This window comes from Collinsella sp. BG-O-102 (genome assembly GCF_023656745.1).
Classification (GTDB): domain Bacteria; phylum Actinomycetota; class Coriobacteriia; order Coriobacteriales; family Coriobacteriaceae; genus Collinsella.
In genome coordinates, this window is record NZ_JAMOKO010000008.1 from 43719 (window position 1) to 55787 (window position 12069).

Annotated in this window: 12 protein-coding genes; all 12 read right to left on the minus strand. The window is 61.5% G+C overall.

Features of this window, described 5'->3' with window-relative positions:
• Positions 1-63: 63 nt before the first annotated feature.
• Positions 64-342 carry a 30S ribosomal protein S15 gene (gene rpsO, locus NBH09_RS05490; RefSeq protein ID WP_035138510.1) on the minus strand — a complete coding sequence of 93 codons (279 nt, stop codon included), beginning with the start codon at positions 340-342 and terminating at the stop codon, positions 64-66.
• 138 nt (positions 343-480) lie between these two features.
• Positions 481-1230, minus strand: a complete 750-nt coding sequence (recO, locus tag NBH09_RS05495) for a DNA repair protein RecO (RefSeq protein WP_138112644.1) — start codon at positions 1228-1230, stop codon at positions 481-483.
• Positions 1231-1245: 15 nt separating this feature from the next.
• Positions 1246-2322 carry a GTPase Era gene (era, locus tag NBH09_RS05500; protein WP_250787295.1) on the minus strand — a complete coding sequence of 359 codons (1077 nt, stop codon included), beginning with the start codon at positions 2320-2322 and terminating at the stop codon, positions 1246-1248.
• Between the two features lie 12 nt (positions 2323-2334).
• Positions 2335-2712, minus strand: a complete 378-nt coding sequence (locus tag NBH09_RS05505) for a diacylglycerol kinase family protein (RefSeq protein WP_250787296.1) — start codon at positions 2710-2712, stop codon at positions 2335-2337.
• A gap of 9 nt (positions 2713-2721) precedes the next feature.
• Positions 2722-3231 carry an rRNA maturation RNase YbeY gene (ybeY, locus tag NBH09_RS05510; RefSeq protein WP_250787297.1) on the minus strand — a complete coding sequence of 170 codons (510 nt, stop codon included), beginning with the start codon at positions 3229-3231 and terminating at the stop codon, positions 2722-2724.
• Positions 3228-4214: a PhoH family protein gene (locus tag NBH09_RS05515; RefSeq protein WP_250787298.1), complete on the minus strand. Its 987-nt coding sequence runs from the start codon at positions 4212-4214 to the stop codon at positions 3228-3230. Before NBH09_RS05515 ends, ybeY begins: the two co-directional genes overlap by 4 nt.
• Positions 4195-5487, minus strand: a complete 1293-nt coding sequence (locus NBH09_RS05520) for a MiaB/RimO family radical SAM methylthiotransferase (protein ID WP_250787299.1) — start codon at positions 5485-5487, stop codon at positions 4195-4197. Before NBH09_RS05520 ends, NBH09_RS05515 begins: the two co-directional genes overlap by 20 nt.
• Positions 5488-5496: 9 nt before the next feature.
• Positions 5497-6645, minus strand: a complete 1149-nt coding sequence (gene dnaJ / locus NBH09_RS05525) for a molecular chaperone DnaJ (RefSeq protein WP_138374184.1) — start codon at positions 6643-6645, stop codon at positions 5497-5499.
• Positions 6646-6726: 81 nt separating this feature from the next.
• Positions 6727-7830 (minus strand): DnaJ domain-containing protein, encoded by a 1104-nt coding sequence (locus NBH09_RS05530; RefSeq protein WP_171021457.1) that lies wholly within the window; start codon positions 7828-7830, stop codon positions 6727-6729.
• 58 nt (positions 7831-7888) lie between these two features.
• Positions 7889-9121: a radical SAM family heme chaperone HemW gene (gene hemW / locus NBH09_RS05535; protein ID WP_250787300.1), complete on the minus strand. Its 1233-nt coding sequence runs from the start codon at positions 9119-9121 to the stop codon at positions 7889-7891.
• A 2-nt stretch (positions 9122-9123) separates the two neighbouring features.
• Positions 9124-10167 carry a tRNA dihydrouridine synthase DusB gene (dusB, locus tag NBH09_RS05540; RefSeq protein ID WP_250787301.1) on the minus strand — a complete coding sequence of 348 codons (1044 nt, stop codon included), beginning with the start codon at positions 10165-10167 and terminating at the stop codon, positions 9124-9126.
• Positions 10168-10171: 4 nt separating this feature from the next.
• Positions 10172-11983: a translation elongation factor 4 gene (gene lepA / locus NBH09_RS05545; RefSeq protein WP_055285150.1), complete on the minus strand. Its 1812-nt coding sequence runs from the start codon at positions 11981-11983 to the stop codon at positions 10172-10174.
• Between the last annotated feature and the right edge of the window lie 86 nt (positions 11984-12069).

Below are 12069 nucleotides of genomic sequence, written 5' to 3' on the forward strand. Positions count from 1 at the left end.
TGTTCGCGCCCTTACACAAAAAGAGCGCCCCGCTGCGCAGGACGCTCTTAGCATGTACAAATCCTACTGGATGTTGTCGCGGATGCCCAGAGCCTTGATGAGCTCACGGTACTCGACGATGTCGTTCTTCTTGATGTAGGAAAGAAGACGACGACGACGACCGACGAGCATGAGCAGGCCACGACGGGTGTGGAAGTCCTTCTGGTGGGACTTCATGTGCTCGGTCAGCTCCTTGATGCGCTCGGACAGGATGGCGACCTGAACCTTGGGGTTGCCGGTGTCGACCGGGGTGTTACCGAACTGGGCAGTCAGCTCCGCCTTGCGCTCTTTGGAAACAGTCATTGTTTCACCTTTCGTTTTGCGTCGCCCACGGGCGACTCGATTCGCCTCGGACTGGGAAGCCGCCGGTGGAGCGAACAACCAAGGTCGAGGTACCAACAGGTCGGTATGTTACCACAAGCAGCCCGCGCCTGCGCATCATCACCGACCCAACATGAATTCCATCGCGCGGAGGCGCTGATCGGTGTGCGTCGCAGCCCAAACATGCGAAAGCCCGAGCAGGAATGCCGCCGTATGCGGGTCGATTCGCTCGGCCATGAGCGCATCGAAGGTCATGGACATGAGGGCGCGCAGCCATGCGGTCTCACCGGTCGACACCAGTTCGGCACCTGGAACGCTCGACGCGCACGACCCGCACATGAGACCGCCCGCCTGGGCTGAAAAATACGACAGCATGGGGTCTCCGCACAGCACACAGGCCGAAAAATCGGGTCGATAGCCAACGTGCGACAGCAGCTTAAAGACATATGCCGCCACAAGTAGGTCCATATGCGCCGTGTCAAGCCCGCTGCCCACCAGGGCAAGCGCTCGCTGCGTGATGGCAAAGGTAAACGGGTCCTCGGCGTCCTCGAACGAGCACACGCGCGCAACCTCGGCGATCGCGCTTGCGGCGCAGGTCGTCTCGTAATCGGGCGCAGCGCCGAGCGGCGCCTCCATAAGCTCGGCCTGGGAAACCACGTCGAGTGACCGTCCATGTGCGAGCAGCATATCGACCGTACAGAACAGCTCGCAGCGCGCAGCCAGGCGTCCGCCGGGTTTGCGGGCGCCCTTTGCCACGGCACGAACCTGCCGCCCCCGCTCGTCAAGCATCGTCAAGATCAGGTCGGTCTCTTTGAGCTTAGTCTTATCGAGCACGACCACTTTCGTGCGATATGTCCGGGAGCCTGCCATGCGCGCCGCGCGTCCTTAGTCCTCGGCGTTATAGCCAAAGCGGCGAATCTGGGCCTCGTCGTCACGCCAGCCGGCCTTGACCTTCACGTCCAGCTCCAAAAAGACCTGCGTGCCAAAGATGCGCTCAAGATCGCGACGGGCGTCGATACCGATATGCTTGATCATCTCGCCGCCCTTGCCGATGATGATGCCCTTTTGGCCCTCGCGCTCGACGTAAATGGTGGCGTGCACGCGCAGCACCTTCTTGGTCTGCTCAAGCGCATCGCAGATCACGCCAACGGAGTGCGGAATCTCATCACGGGTGCGGCGCAAGACCTTCTCGCGCACAAACTCGGCAACGAGCGTCTCATCGGAAGCGTCGGTACCCATGTCCTCGGGGAACCAACGCGGACCCTCGGGCAAAAAGTGCGCAACGGTCTCGATAAAGGCATCGACGTTGAAGTTCTTGACCGACGACGTCACGATCTCATCGTCATATTCCATGAGCTCGTGGGCAGCCTTAAGCTGCTCCATGACCTGTGCGGGGTCGGCCTCATCGGCCTTAGTGAGCACCAGAACCTTCTTGGAACGGGCGCATCTGACGCGCTCGGCAACCCAAGCGTCTCCCCTGCCGATAGGTTTGGTGGCATCAATCAAAAACGCGACGACGTCAACATCGTTCAGCTCGAACAACGCACTCTTGTTGAGCTCGGAACCCAGACCGTCCTTGGGCTTGTGGATACCCGGGGTATCGACAAAGACCAGCTGGTAGCCGGGACGGTTAACGACGGCGCGCATGCGGCGGCGGGTCGTCTGGGCCACCGGCGAGGTGATGGCGACCTTTTTGCCATAGCAGGCATTAAGCAGCGTGGACTTGCCAGCGTTGGGACGACCGACCAGGGCCACAAAGCCGCTGCGGAAACCGGGCTCCACGTCGCCAAAACCCGCGAGGTTGTCGTCCTCGTCGCACAGGGCGTCGAGTTCCTCGTCGCTCATACCCTCAAACGGGTCGAACTCCTCGATCTCCTCGTATGCCTCGGCCGCTTCGGTATCCACCGCATCCAGGGACTCGTCATCCAGAGTTTCATCGATAGGCTGCATAGTGTCGGACATGGAAATCCCTTTCTAAATAAAGTCGAGTGCGTGGGCAAATACCAGCAATCCCACAATCGCGGCGGTGATGGAAAGTACGTATACGGAGGCGGCGGCGATATCTTTCGCACGCTTTGCCAGAGGATGGAGCTCCTGGGTCGCCAGGTCGACGATCGCCTCCATGGCGGTGTTGCACAGCTCGCCGTGAATCACCAGGCCACAGCAGATGATAACCGTGGCCCATTCGGCAATATCGAGCCCCACGATGCAGCCGGCAATGACGGTGCACACGCCTGCCGCGAGCATAACCTTGATGTTGCGCTCGGTCTTGACGGCGGTGACGAAGCCCTCCATGGCATAGGAGAACGACTTTAAGAAGGACGGATGGTCCTTGTTCGATCCGGGAATCATAAACGGCTCCTAGTCGTGGGCGTGGTTGGTGATGGGGCCGACGTGGACCAGCTTGGGGTCCTCGCCGCGCTCGAGCGCCAGATCGCGCAGGATGGCGTCCTCGCGGGCCTCCATGACCTCGGCCTCGTCATCCTCGATATGGTCATACCCCAGCAAGTGCAGCATGCCATGAACGAGCATCAGGCGACACTCGTCGGCAGGGCTATTGCCAAAGCCGGAGGCCTGACGGGCAATGACCTGCGGGGCCAAGATGATATCGCCGAGCTCGAGCGTCTCGTCGGCGGGAATATCCTCGTCAAAGGCCGAGTCGCATTCAAACGAGAGGACATCGGTGGTGCGGTCGATACCGCGCCACTCGTGGTTGAGCTCGTGCATCTCGTCCTCGTCGACATACGAAAGGGAAATCTCGACTTCACGCTCAACGCCCTCGGCGGCAAGCACAACCTCGCAGATGTGCTCTACCTCCCGCGCGTCGAGCAGCGTATCGAGCTCGGCATCGTTGCTGATCAATACACTCAACGGGACTCCTTTCGGTCGCGCACGCGCTTCTCGCGTACATCATCATAAGCATCGTATGCCTCGACGATACGCCCCACCAAGGCATGGCGTACCACGTCGGCACGCTCGAGGTGAGAAAATGCGACATCGTCGACACGGCCCAAAATCTGCTCAACGTCGGCAAGACCGCCACGACGGCCCACCAGGTCGCGCTGACTCAGGTCGCCGGTAATCACAAACTTGGAGTTAAAACCCAGGCGCGTCAGGAACATCTTCATCTGCTCGGGCGTGGTATTTTGCGCCTCGTCGAGCACCACAAAGGCATCGCTCAGCGTGCGGCCGCGCATGTAGGCAAGCGGGGCGATCTCGATCACGCCACGCTCCATAAGCTCATCGGTGCGCTCGCGATCCATCATGTCAAAAAGGGCGTCGTAGAGCGGACGCATGTAAGGATCGATCTTTTCCTCGAGGGTACCGGGCAAAAAGCCCAGGTTCTCCCCCGCCTCGACAACCGGACGCGTCAAGATCAGACGGCCCATCTCGTGACGCTTGAGCGCGGCAACGGCGAGCGCCATGGCCAGATAGGTCTTACCGGTACCGGCAGGACCCAGGCCAAACGTGATGGTATGCGAGCGGATGGCATCCACATAGCGCTTTTGACCGAGCGTCTTGGGGCGAATGACACGGCCGCGATACGAAAGCAGCACGTCATCGCGAAGCGACGTAGCCTCGTGCTCACCGTCGCGCAAGACGGCCAGGCAGCGAGAGACATCGTCGGCAGACAGCGTGCGTCCGGCGGCCGCCTCACGAAAAGTATGCTCGAAAAAGCGCGCCACGAGCTCGACCTCGTCCGGGTCACCGCTCACGGCGATGCTGTCGCCACGGGCGACCACGTGGGCGCGAACCAAGCTCTCGAGCGCACGAAGGACGCCATCGCCGGCGCCCAAAACACGCGAGGGGTCAATACCCTCGGGAACGGTAAGTCTAATCTTCGAGGCTTCCATGGACCTCCCTGCGTGCATGGACCAAGCCGGAATCATCGACTCCGATGATAGCAACATCGAGCAGGCACGGGGCTGTAAGTCCACAGGTATCGTCAAGACGGGCATGATGGAACGAACCAAGCGTCAGGTTGTCACCATACTCGAGCACGGCACGCTCGACCGTGCCCACGCGACGACGAGCGTCGGCAATAGCGAGCTCCTGCGCGGCGGCCCGCATACGGCGGCTGCGCTCGGCCATAACCTCGGGTGGCACCTGGTCGGGCATGTCGGCAGCAAGGGTACCGGGACGCTTGCTGTAGCGGAACACGTGCATACGCGAGAAACCCACACGGCGGCACAGCGCCAGCGACTCCTCGAACTCCTCGTCCGTCTCACCAGGAAAACCGACGATGACATCGCACGAAAGGGACGCCAGGGGCAAGTTGGCGCGAATCATACGCACCGTGTCCTCAAAGGCCTCGGCGCTATAGGGACGGCCCATGCGATGCAGGGTCGCCGTGCAGCCGGACTGCACGGGCAGGTGCAAAAACGGGGCGATACGCTGCGGGTAGCGCGCCATAACCTTAAGCAGGCGCTCGGAGATATCCATGGGCTCGACCGAGGAAATGCGCACATGCGGAATAGACGTGCGCTCCATGATGGCCTCGAGCAGCTCATCGATTTCGACGTGCTCGTCGGTCGCGCTCTTGCCATCGTAGGCACCCAGGTTCACACCGGTCAGCACCACCTCGGGCACGCCGGCCTCCTGGGCCTCGCGAACTTGCTCGAGCACGGACTCGACGGGCACGGAGCGCTCGGGGCCGCGCGCCTTCCACACAATGCAATAGGTGCAGCGATGGTTGCAGCCATCCTGAATCTTCACGCCCAGGCGAGAGCGACCGAGCGCATCGACCACCTCGCCATCGCTGCAGGCGGGAACGCTATCGGACTCAACACCCAGCACCTCGCAAACACGTTCGGCGACATCTATCTTGGACGGCTCGGCAATCACGCGATCCGAAAGCTCCGACAGCTCCTCGGGATGCAAATTGACCACGCATCCGGTCACGACCACATAGGGCTCGTTTGGATGGGCCAGCGCATGACGGACGGCCTTACGGGTCTTAGCCTCGGCCTCGCCCGTAACGGCACAAGTGTTAATGACGATCAGATCGGCATCCTGGGGCTCCACAATAGCAAAGCCCAAGCGCATAAGATCGGCAGTGATACGGTCAGACTCAACCCGGTTGACACGGCAGCCGAGGTTGACGACGGAAATATGGGGTGCGAGCACGCGGGCTCCTTAATCGAGGATATCGTCGAGGGCACTCTTGATACGGTCGGTCACCGACTTCTTACCAGAAGCGACGTCATCGCCCATCTCATCGGCAAAAGCACGGAGCAGCTCGCGCTGCTTATTGGAAAGATTGGTGGGAACGACCACGCGCAGTTGCACGATCAGGCGGCCACGCGAACCGCCACCGCCAATGCGCGGCATGCCGTAATTATTGACGCTCACGGTGTCGCCGTACTGGGCGCCGGCGGGAACCGTCACCTTAACGACCTCGTCGGGCATAATGCCCTCGACCTCAATCTCGCAGCCGAGCGCAGCCTGCGCAATCGAGATATCGCTCACCAGGTACAGGTCATCACCGTTGCGCTTAAAGCGCTCATGGTCGGCGACGCGCACGTTGACAATCAGGTCGCCCGAAGGCTCGCCGCGAAGGCCGGCCTCGCCAAAGCCGCTCACACGAAGCTGGCGACCGGTCGAAACGCCGGCGGGAATATCGATGTCGATCTTTTCGTGCGAAGGCGTGCGGCCTTGACCGTCGCAGGTCTCGCAGGGATGATCGATAACCGTGCCCTCGCCATGGCAGTCGGGGCAAGGCGAGGAAGACTGAACCTGGCCCAAAAACGATCGCTGAACCGTCGTGACGTAGCCCGTACCGTGGCAGCGGCCGCACTGCTTTTCCTGTGCGCCCTCTGCCCTACCGGTGCCATTGCAGTCCTCGCAAGGAGCAAGGCGGTCATAGCTGATTGTCTTTTTGCAGCCGAGCGCCGCCTCCTCGAGCGTCACCGAAAGCGAGATGGCCATATCACGTCCGCGACGACGCTCACGACGGCTGCGGGCGCCACCGCCGGCACCGCCGCCAAAGAACGACGAGAACAAGTCGTCCATGCCCATGCCACCAAAGATATCGTTGATATCGACGTAGCCGGAGCCACCGGGGCCGTCGGCAGTGCCGTAACGGTCGTAGTTAGCACGCTTCTGCTCATCGGAAAGAACGGAATATGCCTCGTTGAGCTCTTTGAACTTAGCCTCGGCCTCGGGGTCGTCCGAAACGTCCGGGTGTACGGTACGGGCCTTCTTTAGAAACGCGCGCTTAATCGTCCGCGCGTCGGCATCCTTGTCGACGCCAAGCACCTCGTAGTAATCCCTATTTTCCGACACGACCGAATCCTTCCGACTTTCATTATTGTCACAGTGCGTCCTATACCCAAGCTGGGCCGGCCGCAAACAGAGGGTTTGATGTTATTGCATTGCGTAGGGCGAAAGCATGGCACGTTGCGAGCAGCTCGCAAACCAAACCGACACGAGCGCAAACATAAATCCGTTGGCAAAACCGTTGGCAAACTGCATCGCGCCGCGCTTCCACCACAGCAGGCTGCGGTGCAGCACGCCGTCCGAGAGCACCATGAACAGGCCCATGGCAAACGGAATAAAGCACATCACGGCAAAGGCCGAGAACACGCCCGAGATGGCCGATAGCACCAAAAACGGCGCCACGATGCCCATCAGGTAAAAACCGGTACGGGCCTTGCCTTCCAGGCGCTCGGCCTCAACATGGGCCCGACCGACCAGATCACCGCCAGAGGCGCCGTTGGTGCCGGCGTGACCCATGCCGCCGATACGGACCTCGTCGCCATCGTGCGTGCCGGCGGGAAACTCAATCGTCTGCTCGGAGGTCACACGGGTTCGCCCGCTGCCGCCGCAATCGGGACAGGGGTCGGCGACGACCTTACCGGAGCCACCGCACTCAGGGCAGACAGACTGGAACGTGCCGGCACCAAACAGAAAGGACAGGTCGACATCGATGTGGCCGCGACCGCCGCAGCTCGGACAGGTATGTGCATGCTCGGACGAAACAGAGCCCGAACCGCCGCAGTGACCACAGGTATCGAAGCGCGTATAGCGGACGGTCTTGCGGGCACCGCCCTTGGCCTCCTTGGCGTCGAGTTTGATATCGACGACCACGTTGGCGCCGTTCTCGGGATTATAGGCAGCCTGCCCGCGACGCGGCTGACCCCAGGCGCCACCAAAGGGAAAGCCGCCCTCAAAGGGATTGCCGTAGCCCGCGCTGCCGGCGTAACCGCCGCCATAGGGCGAAGCCGTGGGAGCGCCGGCAAAGGGATTGCCCGAGCGCATGGCGTCGTAGCGCGCACGCTTCTGCTCGTCCGAAAGCACAGCATAGGCCTCGGAAACCTCTTTGAACTTTTCCTCGGCATCCGGTTCTTTGTTGACGTCCGGATGGAGCTTGCGGGCCTTTTGCTGGAAGGCTTTCTGTATATCACGCGAGGTGGCGTCCTTGGAGACACCCAAAATCTCGTAGTAATCTTTTTCGTTCATCGTCGCCATGCGCGGCAACCTCCTGCTCACAGCAGCGTATATATAGCGGTAATTCTACCCGAGCGGCCTAGGCTAGACCCCAAAACAGCTCGAACAGCACATTTCCATCGAGCCAGCCCAAGTGAGTGGGCGCTAAACGAGCACGGACGCGACCTGCGATAACGTCTTTCGAGGTGACGCGCCCCGCATGTCCTTCAATATGATCGGGCACCCAGGTGGCAAGGCCCAACTCGACCGCACGGTCGCAGGCCGCCGCCAACTCATCTGCAGCGATCACGCTTGCCGAGCGAACCAACAGATCGGGCCCAATGCCACGCGTCATGCGACAGGCAAGCATCAAATCCTCGGCCGCCGCCTCGCGCTGCGACAGATACTCGGCATCAAACGTCGTCGCGGCATCGTCGCGTTGCACCAAGCGCACGCGATACGCATCGCCGCGAGCAAGCACGTCGGGAAACAGCCCGGCCAAGCGATCGAAATCCTCGGCGTCGAGCATACCGGCGGCAGAGCGGCCCAAACCCAGATAGCCCTGTCCGGTCCAATAGGCAATGTTGTGGGCGCACTCATGGCCGTCGAGCGCGTAGCTTGCCACCTCATACGGGTGATAGCCGGCCGCACTCAGGCGCTCACGCGCCGCATCCATGCATGCAGCCTGAAAATCCTCGTCGGGCTCGAGCGACTCGTCGCGACACGCCATGCGATAGAGCGGCGTGCCCTCCTCGAGCGTGAGCGGGTACACCGACACATGATGCGGCGCCGCCGCCAACACGCCATCGAGTGTGCGCTGCCAGCTTAGGTCGGTCTGCCCGGGAAGGCCGCACATCAGGTCGCACGACACGACAAGCCCAGCGTCCTTGACCGTCGTGATGGCAGCGAGCGCCCGATCGGCATCGTGAATGCGGCCGATGGCGGTAAGTTCGGCGTTATCGAGCGTTTGCACGCCCAGAGAGACGCGCGTGACACCAACCTTGGCAAGCGCAGTGGCAAGCTCTGCGGTCAGCGATTCGGGATTGGCCTCGCAGGTAAACTCAACAGGCTTGCACCACGCAGAGATACGCCGGGCAAATTCTACCAAACGCTCCCCCGCCAGCGACGGCGTACCGCCGCCAACATAGACGGTGCGGGTCTGGTCAAGGGCACCAGCCTTGCCAAAAGCATCGAGGCGCGCGAACAACTGCTCAAAATAGGCATCGAGCGCAGCGCTCAGGTCGCACGGAGCAAAACTGCGCGAGTCGAAGTCGCAGTAGCGGCACTTTTGGGCACAGAACGGCACGTGCACGTACAGCGCGGTAACGGCCACCCTTAAGCCTCCAGCGGATGAGCAGGCACCGACTTGCCAGCGGCAAGGGCGGCCTCGCAGGCCACCGCATCATGCTCGATCTCATCGACCAGCACCATAAACTCCTCATACGTGGAGCAGCGCACCACATGGGCACGCCAAGCGGCGGCATGGGGCATGCCTTTTAAGTACCAGCTTGCGTACGTACGGGCACGCGACATAAGCGGCAGGAGCTCATGTGTCAGCGTTAGGTGCTCACGCAGGGCGTCCAGGCGCTCGACGGAGCTGCGAACCGGCACCGGTATGCCATCGAGCGCAAGGGCGCGAGCATCGCCAAACACCCACGGGTTCCCGTAGATACCGCGCGCGATAAACACCGCGCTGGCGCCCGAGTTGCGCAGATGCTCCGCGGCATCCTCGGCGGTAAACACGTCGCCCGAACCGATCACGGGAATCTCAACGGCGTCGGCAACCTCATCGACGACTGACCAATCGGCCTGGCCCGTATAGAGCTGCGTGGCGCAGCGGCCATGCACCGCCACCGCGGCGGCACCGGCGCCTTCGAGCATCTGGGCAAACGTCGCGGCATTACGGTCCTCGGCATAAAAGCCTTTGCGAATCTTGACGGTCACGGGTACATGCGCCGCGCCCACCGCCGCCTCGACGATCTTCTCGGCCAAAACGGGCGTGCGCATGAGCGCCGAGCCCTCGCCCTTGGTAACGACCTTGCGGGCGGGGCATGCCATATTGATATCGATGAGCGACAGGCGATCGCCAACGCGCTCCTCGACGGCGGCGACGGCACTCGCAAACTGATCGGGCTTGGAGCCAAAGAGCTGCACACAAATCTGCTGCTCCTCGTCGGCCGGCAGCACCAGGCGCCACGTTTTGTTGCTGGCATAGGCAAGGCCTGCCACGCTCACCATCTCGCTGTAGGCAAGGTTGGCACCGCGGCGGCGGCACATGATGCGGTAGGCAGGGTCGGTCACGCCCGCCATGGGAGCCATAAGGAACGGTTGCTCGGCATAGGCGCCCAGCAACCGCTCGCTGTATTCGGAAAGCGCCATAGGCCTACTCGTCCACCTTGAGAATCGCCATAAAGGCCTCCTGCGGGACCTCGACCGAGCCGATGGCTTTCATGCGCTTCTTGCCCTCTTTCTGCTTCTCGAGCAGTTTGCGCTTACGCGAAATATCGCCGCCGTAGCACTTGGCAAGCACGTCCTTGCGACGCGCCTTGACGGTGGAGCGGGCAATGATCTTGTTGCCGATAGCACCCTGGATGGGCACCTCAAACAGCTGACGCGGGATGATCTCCTTGAGCTTGTCGCACAGACCGCGGGCCAGGCCATAGGCCTTGTCCTTGTGCACGATAAACGACAGCGCGTCCACCTCATCGCCCGAAAGCAAGATATCGAGCTTCACAAGCTCGGAAGGACGATACTCGTTGAACTCGTAGTCGAGCGAGGCATAGCCCTTAGTGCGGCTCTTGAGCTGGTCAAAGAAGTCCAAGATGAGCTCGGCAAGCGGCATATCAAAGCGCATCTCGACCGATTTGCTCGTCAGGTGGATCATGTCGGTCGTAACGCCGCGGTGCTCGATGGCGAGCTGCATGACGGCGCCCGTGTACTCAGGCGGGCAGATGATCTTTGCCTTGAGGTAGGGTTCCTCGATACGCTCGATGCGCGTGGCCTCGGGAAGGTCCTGCGGGCTGCGGACATCGATCATCTCGCCGTCGGTCTTGTAGACGTGATAGTCGACCGAGGGACTCGTGGCAATGAGGTCCAAGTTGAACTCGCGCTCCAGGCGTTCCTTAACGACTTCCATGTGCAGCAGGCCCAGGAAGCCCACGCGGAAGCCAAAGCCGAGCGCCACCGAGGTCTCGGGCTCCCATACCAACGACGGGTCGTTGACGTGCAGCTTATCGAGCGCGTCACGCAGGTTCTCGTAGTCCTTGTTATCGATCGGGAACAGGCCCGTATAGACCATGGGCTTGGCCTCGCGGTAGCCGGGAAGCGGCTCGGGGCAGGGATTCGACGCCCACGTGAGGGTATCGCCCACGCGCACGGCCTCGGGGTCCTTCAGGCCCGTGACCACGTAGCCCACCTCGCCGACCGTCAGCGCATCGACCGGAGTCTCGGCGGGACGCTTGACGCCCACGCCATCGACCAAAAAGTCACCCTTTGCCTGCATCATGCGCAGGGTATCGCCCTTTTTGATGGAACCGTCAAAGATGCGCACCGTGGCGACGACACCACGATACTCGTCGAAGTACGAATCCAGGATGAGTGCCTTGAGCGGCGCGTTCGCATCGCCCTTGGGCGGAGAGATCAAAAAGACAATGGACTCCAGCAGATCGTGGATGCCCTCTCCGGTCTTGCCCGAGACACACACGGCATCATCGGCAGGGATCGCCAAGTCATCCTCGATCTCGGTCTTGACCTCATCGGGATGGGCCGAGGGCAGGTCGATCTTGTTGATGGCCGGCACAATGTCCAGATTGGCGTTCATGGCGAGCGTCGCATTGGAGACGGTCTGCGCCTCGACACCCTGGGTGGCATCGACGACGAGCACCGCGCCCTCGCAGGCGGCCAGCGAACGCGAGACCTCATAGGTAAAGTCCACGTGGCCCGGCGTATCGATGAGGTTGAACTGATACGTCTCGCCGTCGTCGGCGTCATAGGACACGCGGACGGCGTTGGACTTGATCGTGATGCCGCGCTCGCGCTCGATATCCATGGTGTCGAGCAGCTGCGACTCCATGTCGCGCTCGTCGACGGTATGGGTGAGCTCGAGGATACGGTCACTGATCGTGGACTTGCCATGGTCGATGTGCGCAACAATTGAGAAGTTGCGGATGTGGGAAATGTCAATTGAAGTATTCATGCGGACTATCTTACCCGAGCGATACAAAAAATGGAGCCTGTTCCATAAAACAGGCTCCATTTATGCGCGTAATCTGTGTGGTGTGA